At 64.2% G+C, this 16,072-nt stretch carries 16 protein-coding genes; 10 read left to right on the forward strand and 6 right to left on the reverse strand.

The genetic code is table 11. From position 1 onward, the window contains the following. Positions 1-12: 12 nt before the first annotated feature. Positions 13-663, reverse strand: coding sequence for a GNAT family N-acetyltransferase (locus tag ACK56M_RS16430; RefSeq protein WP_013972919.1), 651 nt, complete (start codon positions 661-663; stop codon positions 13-15). A gap of 133 nt (positions 664-796) precedes the next feature. Here ACK56M_RS16430 and xthA point away from each other — a divergent pair, with 133 nt between their 5' ends. Next, positions 797-1,609, forward strand: a complete 813-nt coding sequence (xthA, locus tag ACK56M_RS16435; protein WP_013972920.1) for an exodeoxyribonuclease III — start codon at positions 797-799, stop codon at positions 1,607-1,609. Between the two features lie 99 nt (positions 1,610-1,708). On the opposite strand, the gene ACK56M_RS16440 is transcribed toward xthA, so the two are convergent. After that, positions 1,709-2,392 carry a TetR/AcrR family transcriptional regulator gene (locus ACK56M_RS16440; RefSeq protein ID WP_015270640.1) on the reverse strand — a complete coding sequence of 228 codons (684 nt, stop codon included), beginning with the start codon at positions 2,390-2,392 and terminating at the stop codon, positions 1,709-1,711. Between the two features lie 369 nt (positions 2,393-2,761). On the opposite strand from ACK56M_RS16440, the gene ACK56M_RS16445 reads away from it, so the two are divergent. From ACK56M_RS16445 to ACK56M_RS16460, 4 genes are all read left to right on the forward strand, one after another. Further along, positions 2,762-3,742, forward strand: coding sequence for an aliphatic sulfonate ABC transporter substrate-binding protein (locus tag ACK56M_RS16445; RefSeq protein ID WP_039614223.1), 981 nt, complete (start codon positions 2,762-2,764; stop codon positions 3,740-3,742). Positions 3,743-3,758: 16 nt separating this feature from the next. Further along, positions 3,759-5,150, forward strand: coding sequence for an LLM class flavin-dependent oxidoreductase (locus tag ACK56M_RS16450; RefSeq protein WP_015270642.1), 1,392 nt, complete (start codon positions 3,759-3,761; stop codon positions 5,148-5,150). Between the two features lie 106 nt (positions 5,151-5,256). After that, positions 5,257-6,093: a bifunctional allantoicase/(S)-ureidoglycine aminohydrolase gene (locus ACK56M_RS16455; protein WP_013972924.1), complete on the forward strand. Its 837-nt coding sequence runs from the start codon at positions 5,257-5,259 to the stop codon at positions 6,091-6,093. A gap of 160 nt (positions 6,094-6,253) precedes the next feature. Beyond that, positions 6,254-6,853, forward strand: a complete 600-nt coding sequence (locus ACK56M_RS16460) for an START domain-containing protein (protein ID WP_054573529.1) — start codon at positions 6,254-6,256, stop codon at positions 6,851-6,853. A 188-nt stretch (positions 6,854-7,041) separates the two neighbouring features. Here the strand turns inward: ACK56M_RS16460 and ACK56M_RS16465 are convergent, their stop codons facing one another. Together ACK56M_RS16465 and ggt are read right to left on the reverse strand one after the other, a co-directional pair. Continuing rightward, complete coding sequence (locus ACK56M_RS16465) at positions 7,042-7,923, reverse strand: LysR substrate-binding domain-containing protein (RefSeq protein WP_015270644.1); 882 nt, start codon at positions 7,921-7,923, stop codon at positions 7,042-7,044. Positions 7,924-7,993: 70 nt separating this feature from the next. Next, complete coding sequence (ggt, locus tag ACK56M_RS16470; protein ID WP_061304606.1) at positions 7,994-9,784, reverse strand: gamma-glutamyltransferase; 1,791 nt, start codon at positions 9,782-9,784, stop codon at positions 7,994-7,996. Positions 9,785-9,901: 117 nt separating this feature from the next. Between ggt and ACK56M_RS16475 the strand changes: the two genes are divergently transcribed. Next, complete coding sequence (locus tag ACK56M_RS16475) at positions 9,902-10,552, forward strand: ankyrin repeat domain-containing protein (protein ID WP_015270646.1); 651 nt, start codon at positions 9,902-9,904, stop codon at positions 10,550-10,552. Positions 10,553-10,691: 139 nt separating this feature from the next. On the opposite strand, the gene pobA is transcribed toward ACK56M_RS16475, so the two are convergent. Further along, positions 10,692-11,879, reverse strand: a complete 1,188-nt coding sequence (gene pobA / locus ACK56M_RS16480; protein ID WP_054573531.1) for a 4-hydroxybenzoate 3-monooxygenase — start codon at positions 11,877-11,879, stop codon at positions 10,692-10,694. Between the two features lie 172 nt (positions 11,880-12,051). On the opposite strand from pobA, the gene ACK56M_RS16485 reads away from it, so the two are divergent. From ACK56M_RS16485 to ACK56M_RS16495, 3 genes are all read left to right on the forward strand, one after another. Continuing rightward, positions 12,052-12,930 (forward strand): helix-turn-helix domain-containing protein, encoded by an 879-nt coding sequence (locus tag ACK56M_RS16485; protein ID WP_015270648.1) that lies wholly within the window; start codon positions 12,052-12,054, stop codon positions 12,928-12,930. A gap of 199 nt (positions 12,931-13,129) precedes the next feature. Continuing rightward, positions 13,130-13,528, forward strand: a complete 399-nt coding sequence (locus tag ACK56M_RS16490) for a MerR family transcriptional regulator (protein ID WP_411958793.1) — start codon at positions 13,130-13,132, stop codon at positions 13,526-13,528. Between the two features lie 19 nt (positions 13,529-13,547). After that, a complete protein-coding gene (locus tag ACK56M_RS16495) occupies positions 13,548-14,447 on the forward strand; it encodes a hydroxymethylglutaryl-CoA lyase (protein WP_085591451.1) in 900 nt (299 codons plus the stop codon). 531 nt (positions 14,448-14,978) lie between these two features. Here ACK56M_RS16495 and ACK56M_RS16500 read toward each other — a convergent pair. Beyond that, positions 14,979-15,497 (reverse strand): MgtC/SapB family protein, encoded by a 519-nt coding sequence (locus ACK56M_RS16500; RefSeq protein ID WP_015270650.1) that lies wholly within the window; start codon positions 15,495-15,497, stop codon positions 14,979-14,981. A gap of 236 nt (positions 15,498-15,733) precedes the next feature. Here ACK56M_RS16500 and ACK56M_RS16505 point away from each other — a divergent pair, with 236 nt between their 5' ends. Next, positions 15,734-15,973: a DUF3203 family protein gene (locus ACK56M_RS16505; protein WP_013972933.1), complete on the forward strand. Its 240-nt coding sequence runs from the start codon at positions 15,734-15,736 to the stop codon at positions 15,971-15,973. Positions 15,974-16,072: the final 99 nt, after the last annotated feature.

A 16,072-nucleotide genomic window follows, 5' to 3' on the forward strand; every position in this document is an offset into this window, starting at 1 on the left:
CGCGCGGTTCGCTCAGGCAAAAGCAGAATTGGAAGAGACCGGGTTGGGATGGAAGAACACCCTCTCACGGATTGGTCCTACAGCCACCTCGCCAATTTCCTCATAGCCCTGGCGCTGGTAAAAGGCCAGGTAGTGCTCGTTGCCGGTGTCCAGCACCACTCCCTGCGTACCAGGGTCGTCTGCACACCAGTCATGCACAGCTTGTAACAATTGCTCGCCGTAGTGCTTGCCCTGGAACTGCGGGTGCACGCCCAGCAGCGGCAGCACATGCACCTCGTCGGTGGGCAGGCAGGTGGCCAGGGCGGCCTGGTAGTCCATGTAGCGGCGCGTACAGCGCAGGCCGGTGCCCATTATCATGCGCAGGCGCCAGGCCCAGCTGTCGGCTACGCCCAGCCGGCGCATCGGCGGCACGATCAGGGCCATGGCGATCAGGCGGTCTTCCACCAGCAGGCCGATGGCGGGCAGTTGCAGGTAGAAGTGCTGGCGTACCCACTCGCGCACCATCACCCGCAGACGCCGCTCGTAGCCTGGGCGCTGGGCCTCGAAGATATAGGCGAAGGTAGGTTCGTGACGGTAGGCGTTATACAGAAGCGAACGCGCCTCACGACTGTAGCCGTCATCGAGCAGGCAGACACGGGCCGGAGCGGCAGTGGTTTCGGGCATTGCGGGCAGTCCTCCTGGAATGGGCTCATGGGTGCCTTGGAAAGGACGTTAGCAGCAGGCTGCCGAAGCCGCCATGCTGGTGATGGCAAGCGATGTCGGCTAGCATCGCGCCTTTTACCGGGATCATCTTTCCATGAAGATCGTCTGTTTCAACATCAACGGCCTGCGGGCCCGCCCGCACCAGCTGGCGGCGCTGATCGAAAAGCACCAGCCGGACGTGATCGGCCTGCAGGAAACCAAGGTCAGCGACGATCAGTTCCCGCTGGCCGACGTGCAGGCGCTGGGCTACCACGTGCATTACCACGGCCAGAAAGGCCACTATGGCGTGGCCCTGCTGTCCCGCCAGGCACCGCTGAGCCTTCACAAGGGTTTTGCCAGCGATGAGGAAGACGCTCAGCGCCGCTTCATCTGGGGCACCTTCGCCGATGCCGATGGCAACCCGATCACCATCATGAACGGCTATTTCCCTCAGGGTGAAAGCCGCGACCACCCCACCAAGTTCCCGGCCAAGCAGCGCTTCTACAGCGACCTGCAGGCGCTGCTGGAGGGCCAGTTCCGCAACGACCAGCCACTGCTGGTGATGGGCGACATGAATATCTCGCCGCAGGACTGCGACATCGGCATCGGCCCGGACAATGCCAAGCGCTGGCTCAAGACTGGCAAGTGCAGTTTCCTGCCGGAAGAGCGCGAGTGGATGGAGCGCTTGAAGGGCTGGGGCCTGGTGGACAGTTTCCGCCACCTTTACCCGGAAGTGGCCGACCGCTTCAGCTGGTTCGACTACCGCAGCCGCGGTTTCGAGGACGAGCCCAAACGCGGCCTGCGCATCGACCTGATCATGGCCTCCCAGCACCTGGTGCCGCGGATCAAGGATGCAGGTGTGGACTACGAACTGCGCGGGATGGAAAAGCCGTCGGACCATGCGCCGATCTGGCTGGAATTGAGCTGATCGCCGGGGGCTGCTACGCAGTCCATCGCCGGCAAGCCAGTTCTTGCACCCGTGGGCTGGCTTGCCGGCAAAGGAGCCGGCCCAGCCACTGGAGAATTTTCAGGGGCGGTGCTCGGTCTGGATATACCGCAACACAGCATCACAGATCATGGCCTTGTGACGCAGCTTGACCTGCTCATCGGACAGGTCGATCTGGAAGATCTCGCCAAAGGTGTGGCGGTTCGAAACCCGGTAGAAGCAGAACGAGCTCATCAGCATGTGCAGGTCGATGACCTCGATGCCGGTGCGGAACACACCTTCCTGCACCCCACGGCGCAAGGTATTGCCCAGAGCCTCGAGCACCAGGCTGCTCATTTCGCGAATCGCCGGCGACTGCTTGACGTACTCGCCATAGTGGATGTTTTCGGTGCAGATGATCCGCACGAAATCGACGTTGCGGTCGTGGTGATCGAAGGTGAACTCCACCAGCCGGCGGATCGCCTGCTCGGCCGGCAGCGACTCAAGGTCCAGGCTTTGTTCGGTCTTGCGGATGTCGCCGTACAGCTTGATCAGGCACTCGCAGTACAGCTGCTCCTTGCTGCCGAAGTAGTAGTAGATCATGCGCTTGGAGGTGGCGGTGCGCTCGGCGATGGCGTCGACGCGGGCACCAGCCAGCCCTTGCTGGACGAACTCGTTGATGGCGGCCTGGAGGATGTCCTCGCGGGTTTTCTCGGGGTTGTTCTTGCGCGTCTTGCGCCCCCCTTCGGTTTCAGGCTGGCCGAGGCTGACTACGGAATCACTCATACCCACTCACAGGCTGTTTATTGGAATGAGGGGGATTATCCGCGAGCGCGGCCATGCAGGGAAGCGCGCTGTTGGTCGGGTAGCCACCACCCCACGGCTGCTGCCTACCCGCAAACGCTGCCTGCACTGGCCAAGGGCCACGCTGGTCGCAGAACAGGCACCTCGGAGTGCGAAGGCCCTGCACGCTCTCGTCATCGAATGGCCTGCCGGGAGCCTGGCAAGTGAATGTGAAATGGACCAGACGTCACAAAACAAAAGGATATAAAATAACAAAAAAATCTAACAAAAAGAGATATAAAAATTGAATGCCAAACGCCACCTCCCTAGTCTGGGCGCATCGCTTCCCTCCCCGTTCAAGGAGCAATGCCCATGCCCGCCCGTGCCTTTTCCCCCCTGCGCCGCCTGTTGATCGGCGGCTTGCTGGCCAGTGTCGCCAGTACCCTGTTGCCCTGGTCCCAAGCCCTGGCCGACGAGGCCAGGACCCTGCGTATCGGTTACCAGAAGTTCAACAGCATCAACATCCTCAAGGGCAGCGGTGCCCTGGAGAAGGCCCTGGCGCCGCAAGGCGTGAAAGTCAGCTGGCACGAGTTCGCCGCCGGCCCGCAGTTGCTCGAAGCCTTGAGCACCGGCGCCATCGACCTCGGCCATGCCGCCGACGCCCCCTCGGTGTTCGCCCAGGCCGCAGGCAAGCCGGTGGTGTACCTGGCCGCCGAGCAGCCCTACCCACGTGGCATCGGCCTGGTGGTACGTGAGCAGGACCACCTGGCCAGCGTGCAAGACCTCAAGGGCAAGCGCGTGGCCACCGGCCGCGGCTGGAACGCCCAGTATCTGCTGGCCGTTGCCCTGGAACAGGCCGGCCTCAGCTACCAGGACATCACCCCGGCCTACGTCAACAACGCCGCCGATGCCGTGGCTGCCCTGCAATCGGGCAGTGTCCAGGCCGTGACCCTGTGGGACCCGTTCCTCGCCGCGGCAGAAAGCCAGCCGGGCCTGAAGAACCTGCGCGACGGCAGCGGCCTGTCCAACAACCGCACCTTCTACCTGTCCACCGCCAGCTTCGCCGACCAGCATCGCGCATTGCTGAAGACCTTCTTCGCCGAGCTGGCCAAGGTCAGCCAATGGGCCAACGCCAAGCCTGCGGAAGTCGCCGCACTGCTGGCCCCACAACTCGGGATCAACGCCAACGTGCTGCAAGCGGCCAGCGAGCGGCGCAACTACAATGCCGTGGCCATCACCCCAGAGATCGTTGCCGAGCAACAAAAGCTGGCCGACACATTCCAGGGCCTGGGCCTGATTCCACGCAAGCTGCAGGTGGCCGACGCGGTCTACCCAGCTTCCGTATTGCCTTGAGCGGAGCGCGCCCACCATGCCCCGCCCGATTCGCTTCAACGCCTTCAGCATGAATGCCGCCAGCCACCAGTCCCCCGGCCTGTGGCGCCACCCGCGCAACACCAGCGTGGCCTTCAATTGCCTGGGCTACTGGACCGACCTGGCCCGCCTGCTCGAACGCGGCTTGTTCGATGCCCTGTTCATCGCCGATGTGCTGGGCATCTACGACGTCTACCAGGGCGGCCCCGAAGCCGCCCTGCGCGGTGGCGTGCAGGTGCCGGTCAACGACCCGCTGCTGCTGGTGCCGGCCATGGCCGGGGTTACCGAGCACCTGGGCTTCGGCGTCACCTTCTCGCTCACCTACGAACACCCCTACCCGTTCGCCCGGCGCATGTCGACGCTCGACCACCTGAGCAATGGCCGGGTCGGCTGGAACATCGTCACCGGCTACCTCGACAGCGCCGCGCGTAACCTGGGCCTGGCGCGCCAGTTGGGCCACGACCAGCGCTACGACCTGGCCGAGGAATACCTGCAGGTGCTGTACAAGCTATGGGAGAAAAGCTGGGACGACGATGCGGTGCTGCTGGAGCGTGACAGCGGGCGCTATATCGAACCCGCCCGGGTGCACCCCATCAACCATGTGGGCGAGCACTTCCAGGTGCCGGGCATGCACCTGTGCCAACCTTCGCCGCAACGCACGCCGGTGCTGTTCCAGGCCGGTGCTTCGGCACGCGGCCAGCAGTTCGCGGCGCGGCACGCCGAATGCGTGTTCATCAGCGGGCCGACGCCCACGGTACTGCGCCGCTACGCCGACGGCATCCGCCAGGCCAGCGAGGTGGCCGGGCGTGGCCGGGACGAGGTGCTGATCTACGCCCAGGCGCTGTTGATCGTCGCCCCCACGCGGGAGGAGGCCGAAGCGCGCTTCGCCGAATACCGCCGTTATGTCGACCTGGACGCCGCCCTGGCACTGCTGTCGGGCTGGACCGGCATCGACTTTGCCGGCCTCGACCCCGATGCGCCCATCGAATACGTCGAGAACGATGCCGGCCGCGCAGCCCTGGCCGCCTTCACCGCCGCCGACCCGAACCGCCGCTGGACCGTGCGCGAGGCTGCCGAGTTCGTCGGCCTGGGCGGCCGTGGCCCGGTGCTGGTGGGGGCTGCCAGCGAGGTGGCCGACCAGCTGGAAAGCTGGCTGGACCAGACCGGCATCGATGGCTTCAACCTGACCTACGCAGTGCAACCAGACGACCTTGCAAATGTGGTCGAGCTGCTGGTGCCGGAGTTGCAACGCCGTGGCCGCTACCCGCTGAGTTATGCCGAAGGCACCTTGCGCCACAAGCTGTTCGGCCAGGGCGACCGCTTGCCGGAAGGGCACGCTGGCCGGCAGGTTCGCATTCAGCCGGCAAATACCGGGTATTCCAACATTTAATTTGTGGATGGCACGCACTCGACCCTATTCTGTCGCCACATCCCCTGCGCCGCACCGGCCGGTGCGGTTCACGGCATGGGGAGAGAACAACAAGTCGAGATCGTCCATGTCGAACCATTCGTACTTCGCCCCCCACGGTGGGCACCCGGCTCAGACCGAGCTGCTGACTGACCGTGCCATGTTCACCGAAGCCTATGCCGTCATCCCCAAGGGCGTGATGCGTGACATCGTCACCAGCCACCTGCCGTTCTGGGACAAGATGCGCATGTGGGTCATCGCCCGCCCGCTGACCGGTTTTGCCGAAACCTTCTCCCAGTACATCGTGGAAGTGGCCCCGGAAGGCGGCAGCGAACGCCCTGAGCTGGACCCGAACGCCGAAGCCGTGGTGTTCATCGTCGAAGGCGAACTGGACATCACCGTCGAAGGCAAGCACCACACCCTGGTACCGGGCGGCTACGCCTTCCTGGCCCCGGGCGCCGAGTGGAGCCTGCGCAACAACAGCAAGTCCAACGTGACCTTCCACTGGCTGCGCAAGCACTACCAGAAGGTCGAAGGCCTGGACGTTCCCGAGTCGTTCGTCACCCACCGTGACAACGCCACCGTCATCGAGATGCCGGGCACCGAAGGCCGCTGGGTCACCACCCGCTTCGTCGACATGGCCGACATGCGCCACGACATGCACGTGAACATCGTCACCTTCCAGCCGGGCGGCGTGATCCCGTTCGCCGAGACCCACGTAATGGAACACGGCCTGTACGTGCTGGAAGGCAAGGCGGTGTACCGCCTGAACCAGGACTGGGTCGAAGTGGAAGCCGGCGACTTCATGTGGCTGCGCGCCTTCTGCCCGCAAGCCTGCTACGCCGGTGGCCCAGGCAAGTTCAGCTACCTGCTGTACAAGGACGTGAACCGTCACGTGCACCTGACGCTCAACCCTAAGCGTTGATGCATTGGGGGCGCTCTGCGCCCCTTTCGCGACACAAGGCCGCTCCCACAAAAGTACGGTGTACCCCGAACCCTGTGGGAGCGGCCTTGTGTCGCGAAAGGGCTGCAAGGCAGCCCCAGTAGCCGCATACTGAAAATCCTGCCCCCGTGCGGTACCAGCCATGAACCGCTGCCTGCTGCTCACCGCCCTGCTGTTCTGCACCCCCGCCCCAGCCGCCGACGACTGGAACCTGGCCTACGACCGCGAAGGCATCCGCGTTTACCTGAACGCCGCCCCCGACTCGCCCTACCAGCAATTCCGTGGTGTCAGCACCATGAAAGCCAGCGTTCGCACGCTCACCGACCTGCAGGAGAACCTGCGGGTGGCCTGCAAGTGGCTGTACGCCTGCGCCGAGATGCGCTTGCTGGATGTGCAAGGCGAAAACACCTGGGTGTACCTGACCACCAACCTGCCGTGGCCGACGATGCCGCGGGACATCGTGCTGAAGGTCACCACCGAACGCCTGGACGACGGCACGTTGCTGCGCCACCTGAGCGCCGAGCCAGACAGGATCCCCAAGGTAGATGGGCTGATCCGTGTGCAGCAGCTCAACGGCGAGTGGCGGATGAAACCGCTGGGTGAGCGCAGGACCGAGGTGACCTACCAACTGCAGGCCGACCCTGCCGGGGATGTGCCGGGGTGGCTGGCCAACCGGTTTGTGGTGGATGCGCCAGTGGTGACGTTGCGGACCCTGCGAGCGGTGGCCGAGCGCCAGCCCTAGAGGGTATTGAAAACCTGCACCGGCCTCATCGCCGGCAAGCCAGCTCCCACCTCGACCGCATTGGCCTCAAGCCATACGCAAACCCTGTGGGAGCTGGCTCCCACCTCGACCGCATTGGCCTCAAGCCATACGCAAACACTGTGGGAGCTGGCTTGCCGGCGATGGGCCGCAAAGCGGCCCCAACCCTGTCAGATCCCGCCACCCGCAAGCAATTGCGTCATCACCTCGGCCAGCGCCTTGACCATCACATCCGCCGTCGGCCGGTGGACGATGACGATTTCATAGCTGTCGACCTCAGGTAGCCCCTGCTCCGCACCGAGCACCCGATGCTCGCCGGTCGCCGCCCGTGGCGGCAGCAGGCTGATGCCCATGCCATCGGCGACCGCTGCCTGGATGCCGCTGAGGCTGGAACTGGTGAAGCTGATGCGCCAACGCCGGCCCATGCCTTCGATGGCGGTAATCATGTCGTCGCGGTACAGGCCGCGGGGCGGGAAGGTCACCAGCGGGATCGGGTCCAGTTCGAAGGCGGGCGTGCGCGCGCTGTCGATCCACTGCAGGCGCTCGGGCCAGCAGGCCACGCCTTCGCGGCTGTTGCGCCGCTGCTTGAGCAACACCAGGTCGAGCTCACCGTTGTCGTAGGCCTGGCTGAGGTCGCGGCACAGGCCGCTGGTCACTTCCAGCTTCACCTGCGGGTGCAGCCGGCTGAACGCCGACAGCGCATTGGTGGTACGCCCGCCCACGAAGTCCTCGGGCACGCCAAGGCGCACGGTCATGCCAACCATCGCCCCGGCCAAGGCTTCGAGCATCTGGTCGTTGAGGGCCAGCATGTGCCGGGCATAGCCGAGCAGGGTCTGCCCGGCGTCGGTCGGCAGCACGTCGCGATTGCCACGCACCAGCAGACGGTGGCCAACCATATCCTCCAGGCGGCGCACCTTCTGGCTGATGGTCGATTGGGTGGAGTGCAGGCGCGCAGCAGCCGTGGTGAAGCTGCCGCAATCGGCCACCACGACAATGGCACGCAGCAGGTCGAGGTCGAACAGGGCCCTATTCGATTTCACGCTGATGGACATCTTGGTATTCAACTTTTGAATGGCAAGACTAGCTTCTATCACGCCACCTGCCGCACCGCAACGCACACTGCTAGTCGCCGACTGCCACGCCTTCGCGCCGAGGGTCGGCACCACCCGACCAACCCTCGCCACTGCGCTGGATGATCTGCATGCCACTGGTCATGATCATCGGCGTCACCTCATGCCCCCAGGCTGCCAACTGCCGGATCAGTGCCGGGCTGGCCAAACCCGCCTCTACTTCGGTGCCGGCATTGCGGCTGCCGAAGTTGGGCAGGCCGGCGGCCTGCTGCGGGTCGAGCTGCCAATCCAGCAGGCCGATCAGCGCCTTGTTCACGTAGCCGATGATCTGCGAGCCGCCGGGCGAGCCCAGGCTGGCCACCAGCTCGCCGGAAGCTTGCGAGAACACCAGGGTCGGCGCCATGGCCGACAGCGGCCGCTTGCCCGGTTGCACCCGGTTGGCCACGGGCTTGCCTTGTTCCCGGGGGATGAACGAGAAGTCGGTCAGGTGGTTGTTGAGCAAGAAGCCCTTGACCATCAGGTGCGAGCCGAACGCTGCTTCCACCGAAGTGGTCATGGCCAGGGCCTGGCCGCGGTCATCCACCGCGCTGAGGTGCGAGGTGGAAATGCGCAGCGGCGAACGGTCAGGCGCCAGGGCCAGGTCGGCCCCCTGCGGCTGGCCCGGGCGGGCGCGTTTCATGCTGTACTCGCCGACCTGCGCGGCGCGGCTGGCCAGGTATGTGGAGTCGGTCAGGGCCTTGAGCGGCACCGGCACGTAATCGCTGTCGGCCAGGTACTGGGCGCGGTCGGCATAAGCCAGGCGCTCGGCCTCGGCAACCAGGTGCACGGCCAGCGGCGGGGCTTCCAGCCCGGCAACGGTCGAAGTGCGCAGCGGCCGCATGGCGGCAAGGTCGCGCTGTGGCGAAGCCCGCTGCAGTGCCTCCAAGATGCCCAGGGTCTGCAGCACCGTCACCCCGCCCGACGATGGCGGTGGCATGCCACAGATGCGCCAGGCCTTGTAAGGGCCACACAGCGGCTCGCGCACTTTGGCTCGGTACTGCTGCATATCCTGCAGCGACAGGTAGCCGGCATTGGCATGGCTGCGCACCTTGGCGACGATGGCTTCGGCGATCTCGCCGCTGTAGAACACCTCGGGGCCCTGCTCGGCAATCTGCTCGAAGGTTTGCGCAAGCTCGGGGTTGCGCAAGGTAGTCCCCACCGCCAGTGGCTTGCCCTGTTCATCCAGGAAGTAGCGGGCCATGGCGGGTGAACGGGCAATGAACGGGTCGCCCGCCACCAGGGTGTGAAGGCGTTCGGAAACCGCGAAACCGTTGCGTGCCAGCGCGATGGCAGGGGCAAACAGGTCGCGCCAGGGCAGCTTGCCGTGCTGCTCATGGGCCAGCTTCAGGGCACGCAGAACCCCTGGTACGCCCACCGAACGCCCGCCTATCTGCGCTGCCCTGAATGGCATCGGTGAACCATCGGCTTGCAGGAACAGGTTTTCCGTTACCGTCGCCGGGGCTGCCTCGCGGCCATCGAAGGCCTGCACGCGCTGGCCGTCCCAGTAGAGGATGAACGCCCCGCCGCCAATGCCACTGGATTGCGGTTCGACCAGGGTCAGCACCATCTGCATGGCGATGGCCGCGTCGATGGCGCTGCCACCGGCACGCAGCATCGCCCGCCCCGCTTCGCTGGCCAGCGGGTTGGCAGCTGCGGCCATGTGCCGGCTGGCATGCACCGGCTGCAGGCCAGTGCGGTAGCCAGAGGCCAGTTCCGGTGGCGCGGGCAGCACCTGGTCGGCACAGGCCCAGCCACTGGCAGCTACCAGGCACAAGGCGCCCATCAGAGGGGTGGAGAATTTCATCGTTGTGCTTCCTGCCATTACCTATTCAGCACGGCACTGTCTTTCATGCGCAAACTTAACTTCAAGCCCTGGCGTGTTTTTTCTAGGATGCGGGCAGGTCATCGAGGAGCCTGCCCCATGCGTTCACTACTTGCTGCGATGCTGTTCGCCCTGTGCACCAGCTTTGCCGCCCACGCCGAGAGCACTGCCATGGACAACCGCCTGCACAACGCTGCCCGTCACGATGATGTGCGCACCCTGCAACAACTGCTGGCACAAGGTGCGCAGCTGGAGAGCCGTGACGAGCAAGGGCGCACTGCCCTGCTGGTGGCCACCCACGGCAACCACATTGCGGCCGCGAAAGCGCTGATCGAGGCCGGTGCCAATGTGAATGCCAAGGACAACATCGACGACAGCCCGTACCTGTATGCCGGGGCTCGTGGCCTGAACGACATCCTGAGGCTGACCTTGAGCCACGGTGCCGACCTCAAGAGCACCAACCGGTATGGAGGCACTGCGCTGATACCCGCCGCCGAACGCGGGCATGTCGAGACCGTGCAGTTGCTGATCGATGCCGGGGTGGACGTGAACCATCTCAACCGCCTGCACTGGACTGCGCTGCTGGAGGCGGTGATCCTCGGTGACGGCGGGCCGCGGCATGTGGAGATCGTGCGCCGGCTACTGGCGGCCGGGGCGGATCGGCAGATTGCCGACAAAGATGGGGTGACCGCGCTGGAGCATGCGCGGCAGCGGGGGTATCGGGAGATGGAGGCGTTACTGGCCCGCTAGGCAAGGTTGCATGGCACGGGCTTCGCCCGTGATCGCCGGCAAGCCAGCTCCCACCAGGACCGCATCGACTCCAAGCCATACGCGGTCCCTGTGGGAGCTGGCTTGCCGGCGATGAGGCCAGGACAAGCAGCACAGGACCTCAGGCTACTTCTTCGAACGGCAGCCCTACATAGTTCTCGGCAATGTTCACCAGCCCCGCCGGCGAGGTCAGGAAGTACTCGCGGTCGGCTTCCTGCATCTTCTGGTCCCAGGCGTCCTTGTGGCTGCCGAAGTCATGCAGGAGCTGGGTCATGAACCAGCTGAAGCGCTCGCCTTTCCACACCCGGCGCAGGGCCAGCGGAGAATACTGCTGCAACAGGTCGGTGCGCCCTTCGCGGTACACCTTGACCAGGATCCGGTACAGGTAGTTGACATCCGATGCCGCCAGGTTCAGGCCCTTGGCGCCGGTCGGCGGGACGATATGCGCAGCATCCCCGACCAGGAACAGGTGGCCATACTGCATCGGCTCGACCACCAGGCTGCGCAGCGGCGCGATGCTCTTCTCCAGGGCCGGGCCGGTGACAAGGCGCGCAGCCACATCTTCGGGCAAGCGTGCCTTCAGCTCCTCCCAGAAGCGCTCGTCGGGCCACGCCTCCACCTGCTCGTCCAGCGGCACCTGCAGGTAGTAGCGGCTACGGGTGTGCGAACGCTGGCTGCACAGCACGAAACCGCGTTCGTGGTGGGCGTAGATCAGTTCGTGGTTGACCGGTGGCGTGTCTGACAGCATGCCCAGCCAGCCAAACGGGTAGACCCGCTCGTACTGCTTGAGGATGCCCTCGGGGATGCTCTGACGCGAGACACCGTGGAAGCCGTCACAGCCGGCAATGTAGTCGCAGTCCACGCGGTGCATCTGGCCGTCTTTTTCGTAGGTCAGGTAGGGCCGTTCGCCCTTGAGTTCGTGCGGCTGGACATTGCCTGCCGAATAGATGATCGGCGCACCGCTGGCTTCACGTGCCTGCATCAGGTCACGGGTGACTTCGGTCTGGCCGTATACCATCACCGTCTTGCCACCGGTCAGGGCCTTGAGGTCCAGGCGTTGGCGGCGCCCGCCGACCAGCAGTTCGACACCCTCGTGTACCAGGCCTTCACGGTCCATGCGCTCGGCCACACCGGCTTCACGCAGCAGGTCGACCGTGCCTTGCTCCAGCACCCCGGCACGGATGCGGCCAAGCACGTATTCGGGCGTCTGGCGTTCGACGATGACGGTATCGATACCGGCCTTGTGCAGCAGTTGGCCCAGCAGCAGGCCAGACGGACCTGCACCAATAATTGCGACCTGAGTTTTCATTGTTGTTGTCTCTGTGCGGACGATGCCGGCCCTGGACTGGCAGTGGGGCGGCATCTGCTGTTAGGGTTTGCCCTTGCATTTTTACTGGCAAAAACAGCCATTGAAGTGTGATATCCCATGCATAACCTGCACTTTTACAAAAAACGTTCGATTAACGGACAGGCCTGCACGCATGAAATCCACCCTCCCCGGTGTCCCCTTGTTCAAGTTGTACGGCGAAAACCAGGCCTGGCCCGGCACCGACCTGCTGCACTGCGAGTCGATCCCGGCGCGTAGCCGTTTGCATCACTGGGAAATCAAACCGCACCAGCACGCCGAGCTGTTCCAGTTGCTGTATGTGCAACGCGGCCGGGCCGAAGTGGAGATCGAGGGGGTGCGCAGCGCCATCAGCGAAGCGGCAATCCAGGTGGTACCGCCGATGACCGTGCACGGGTTTCGCTTCAGCGCCGATATCCAGGGGCATGTGCTGACCTTTGGCACGGCACTGGTGGCCAACCTGGAGCAGCGCCTGGGCGCGCCGCTGGCGGTACTGGCGAAGGCGGCGTGTTACCCGCTGGGCCGGGACCGGGTGCATCTGCGCAGCCTGATCGACACCCTGCAGCAGGAGTACCAGGGCAACGCCCCGGCGCGGGCGGCCTTGCTCGAAGCACTGGTGACGGCGCTGATGGTGTGGATCAGCCGCCGCCAGCAGCTGGTGCAGGCACCGCGCAACCGCGATGAACGTGACCGCCACTTGCTGGGGCAGTACCTGCGCCTGGTCGAGGCGCATTACCGTGAGCACCTGTCGGTGGAGGATTTTGCCGCGCGGTTGAATATTCCGAGTCTGCAGTTGAACCAGCTGTGCCGGGCACTGAGTGGGCAGACCGCGCTGCAGGTGGTGCACCAGCGGTTGCTGCTGGAGGCTCGGCGCAACCTGATCTATACGCGGATGAGCATCGGGCAGTTGTCGGATAGCCTGGGGTTTACCGACCCGACGTATTTTGCCCGGTGGTTCAAGCGGTTGACTGGGCAGACGCCGAATGGGTATCGCAGGTCGGGGTTGTCTGAGTAAATTTTTCGCCTGTGCAGGCCTCTTCGCGGGCTTGCCCGCTCCCACAGGTATTGCATTGACCTAGAGGGCACCGCTGTCCCTGTGGGAGCGGGCAAGCCCGCGAAGAGGCCGGTACAGGCAACACACATTCCGCGCCCCTGCTTGACGTATACGTCAACCTGCCCTCAGGATACCCGCATACCCCACGCCGAGCCCCAGCATGAGCACCCAGACCTACAGCATTTCCGACCTGTCCCGCGAACTGGACATCACCACCCGCGCCATCCGCTTCTATGAGGAACAGGGCCTGCTGAGCCCCGAGCGCCGTGGCCTGGAGCGTATCTATTCGGCGCGTGACAAAGTCAGTTTGAAACTCATCCTGCGCGGCAAGCGCATCGGCTTTTCGCTGGCCGAATGCCGCGAGCTGATCGAACTGTACGACCCCTCCAGCGGCAACCTAAAGCAGCTCAACAGCATGCTGGCGAAAATCGCCGAGCGCCGCGCCCAGCTGGAACAGCAGATGCTCGACATCCACCAGATGCAGCTGGAGCTGGACACCGCCCAGGAGCGCTGCGAACAAGCCCTGGCCACCACCCTGAACAACAAAGACAACCGCTGAACGCCACAGGAAACCCGCCATGTCCTTGCCCAAACACGTCCGCCTGGTCGAAGTAGGCCCCCGCGACGGCCTGCAGAACGAAGCCCAGCCCATCAGCGTCGCCGACAAGGTGCGCCTGGTGGACGACCTCACCGAAGCGGGCCTGGCCTATATCGAAGTGGGCAGTTTCGTCTCGCCCAAGTGGGTGCCGCAGATGGCCGGCTCCGCCGAAGTGTTCGCCGGCATCCACCAGCGCCCGGGTGTCACCTATGCGGCGCTTGCCCCCAACCTGCGCGGTTTCGAGGACGCCCTGGCCGCCGGCGTGAAGGAAGTGGCGGTGTTCGCCGCCGCCTCCGAAGCCTTCTCGCAACGCAACATCAATTGCTCGATCAGCGACAGCCTCAAGCGCTTCGAGCCGATCATGGAAGCCGCGCGCAACCACGGTGTGCGCGTGCGCGGCTATGTGTCGTGCGTGCTCGGCTGCCCCTATGAAGGCAAGGTCAGCGCCGAGCAGGTCGCCCCGGTGGCCCGTGCCCTGCACGACATGGGCTGCTACGAGGTATCGCTGGGTGACACCATCGGCACCGGTACCGCCGGCGAGACCCGGCGCCTGTTCGAGGTGGTCGCGGCACAGGTACCGCGCGAGCAACTGGCCGGGCACTTCCACGATACCTATGGCCAGGCCCTGGCCAACGTGTATGCCAGCCTGCTCGAAGGCATCAGCGTGTTCGACAGCTCGGTGGCCGGGCTGGGCGGCTGCCCCTATGCCAAAGGCGCTACCGGCAATATCGCCAGTGAAGACGTGGTGTACCTGCTGCAGGGGCTGGGCATTGAAACCGGCATCGACCTGGACCTGCTGATCGCCGCCGGCCGCCGCATCAGCAGCGTGCTGGGCCGCGACAACGGGTCGCGGGTAGCACGGGCGCGCAGCGCGCAATAAGTCATACGGGTGTCACATTGGTGTGGGTGAAGTGTTACCGCCCCCACGTTTTGCAGCAAAAAATCGGGTAACAGGGAAACAAATCGGCAGAATTTCAGGCCAGTCGATTTCGACTGAAATCGCCAAGTGATTGATTTTAAAGGGTTTGCAAAAGTTGGCACGCACCCTGCTATATCTCTGGTACAACAACAAAAAAAATGTGACACCCAATAAAAACAACAGGTAACGGCTCTGACATAACAAGAACAACACGGCAGAGGCGTAGCAAGCAGATTTTTTTGGAGTCGACACGCTTTTCAGGGGTACGCCCCGCGGTCTGGCACAGAACAATAAAACTAACTCCAGGTAGCGGCAGCCAGGTTCGGATCAGCAATGATGAAAGCAGGTCAGCGCTCAAAAAAATACGTTTGCTCTTGACCCCGCATGGGGGTCGCCCGCAACACCAGGACAGGCTGACAAAAACAACAACAGGCCGGTCCCAATAATAAAAAAGAGCAGGCAACAACGCTTTGAGGGGAGCTTCGGCTCCCCTCAGTGCTTCCTGCCCTCTTCCTCCTCCTGCTTTCCCTCATCCTGCCCTTCGAGCTTGTCCACCAGCAACGGCATCGTGCCCAGCACCAGCAGGGCCAGTATCGTGCTGATCAACGCCGTGGCTTCGCGGCCCATGCCGGCTGCCGTACCGATGGCGGCGGTCATCCACAACCCGGCAGCAGTGGTCAGGCCCTTCACATGGCTGGCGTCCTGGCCGTTGCCCTTGAGAATGGTGCCCGCACCCAGAAAACCGATACCGGCGACAATGCCCTGGATCACCCGGCTCAGCGCTTGCTCGTCGGCCCCGGCCATGCTCGGTGTCAGCACGAACAGCGCGGCGCCCAGCGAAACCAGCATATGCGTACGCACCCCGGCGGCCTTGCCCTTGTGCTCGCGCTCGAAGCCCAGCACAGCGCCAAGCAGGGCTGCCATCAGCAGGCGTACGAGGATTTGCGTGACCTCGCGCTCGTCGGTGATATCGGCGAATTCGGCCTGGATTGCTTGCCAGATGAGGTCCATTGCTTTCTTCCCATGTGGAGCATTGTGTTGTCAGGCCCGGCCCGTTCGCGGGCACGCCCGCTCCCACAGGGATCTGAGAAACACCTGTGGGAGCGGGCGTGCCCGCGAAGAGGCCAGGCCTGCCATCTGCAAGGGTTGACCCCCGAACAAATGACAAAGTGCCGTTCAGCCTGCTGATGCAGCAACCTTCCCCTCAGCACGGTCCACCCTGTAACCACCCCCAGGAGGACTACTCCATGCCCATTGAAATCGACGAAACCACCCGCCGCTGCACCCTGATCGCCGAAGACCTGCGCATCGAGGGTGATGGCCCGTCCATCGAAATCGTCACCGACGAACAGCTGCGCATGTCCGTGGCCCTGCTCGCCGGCCAGCGTGTGCCCATCACCGAAGCCGAGGCCGATGCACTGACCGTGGCGGGTGCGGTGGATAGCCGCAGGCATCTGAAGGCCAGCACGCCAGGCTCGGTAATCTGAGGCCTGGCGGGGCCTGCCGGGAAATCTGATACGGTTTTTATCGCAAAATCTGAGCCTGTGCTGATAACAGTCTCAGGGCCATAGTGCTCATGCCTGATC

Source organism: Pseudomonas sp. s4, assembly GCF_046764235.1.
GTDB classification, from domain to species: Bacteria; Pseudomonadota; Gammaproteobacteria; order Pseudomonadales; family Pseudomonadaceae; genus Aquipseudomonas; species Aquipseudomonas asiatica.

Excerpts from the sequence above, each read along its gene's own strand:
- ACK56M_RS16430 (WP_013972919.1), bottom strand. The coding sequence starts at position 663 with ATGCCCGAAACCACTGCCGCTCCGGCCCGTGTCTGCCTGCTCGATGAC.
- xthA (WP_013972920.1), top strand. The coding sequence starts at position 797 with ATGAAGATCGTCTGTTTCAACATCAACGGCCTGCGGGCCCGCCCGCAC.
- ACK56M_RS16440 (WP_015270640.1), bottom strand. The coding sequence starts at position 2,392 with ATGAGTGATTCCGTAGTCAGCCTCGGCCAGCCTGAAACCGAAGGGGGG.
- ACK56M_RS16445 (WP_039614223.1), top strand. The coding sequence starts at position 2,762 with ATGCCCGCCCGTGCCTTTTCCCCCCTGCGCCGCCTGTTGATCGGCGGC.
- ACK56M_RS16450 (WP_015270642.1), top strand. The coding sequence starts at position 3,759 with ATGCCCCGCCCGATTCGCTTCAACGCCTTCAGCATGAATGCCGCCAGC.
- ACK56M_RS16455 (WP_013972924.1), top strand. The coding sequence starts at position 5,257 with ATGTCGAACCATTCGTACTTCGCCCCCCACGGTGGGCACCCGGCTCAG.
- ACK56M_RS16460 (WP_054573529.1), top strand. The coding sequence starts at position 6,254 with ATGAACCGCTGCCTGCTGCTCACCGCCCTGCTGTTCTGCACCCCCGCC.
- ACK56M_RS16465 (WP_015270644.1), bottom strand. The coding sequence starts at position 7,923 with ATGTCCATCAGCGTGAAATCGAATAGGGCCCTGTTCGACCTCGACCTG.
- ggt (WP_061304606.1), bottom strand. The coding sequence starts at position 9,784 with ATGAAATTCTCCACCCCTCTGATGGGCGCCTTGTGCCTGGTAGCTGCC.
- ACK56M_RS16475 (WP_015270646.1), top strand. The coding sequence starts at position 9,902 with ATGCGTTCACTACTTGCTGCGATGCTGTTCGCCCTGTGCACCAGCTTT.
- pobA (WP_054573531.1), bottom strand. The coding sequence starts at position 11,879 with ATGAAAACTCAGGTCGCAATTATTGGTGCAGGTCCGTCTGGCCTGCTG.
- ACK56M_RS16485 (WP_015270648.1), top strand. The coding sequence starts at position 12,052 with ATGAAATCCACCCTCCCCGGTGTCCCCTTGTTCAAGTTGTACGGCGAA.
- ACK56M_RS16490 (WP_411958793.1), top strand. The coding sequence starts at position 13,130 with ATGAGCACCCAGACCTACAGCATTTCCGACCTGTCCCGCGAACTGGAC.
- ACK56M_RS16495 (WP_085591451.1), top strand. The coding sequence starts at position 13,548 with ATGTCCTTGCCCAAACACGTCCGCCTGGTCGAAGTAGGCCCCCGCGAC.
- ACK56M_RS16500 (WP_015270650.1), bottom strand. The coding sequence starts at position 15,497 with ATGGACCTCATCTGGCAAGCAATCCAGGCCGAATTCGCCGATATCACC.
- ACK56M_RS16505 (WP_013972933.1), top strand. The coding sequence starts at position 15,734 with ATGCCCATTGAAATCGACGAAACCACCCGCCGCTGCACCCTGATCGCC.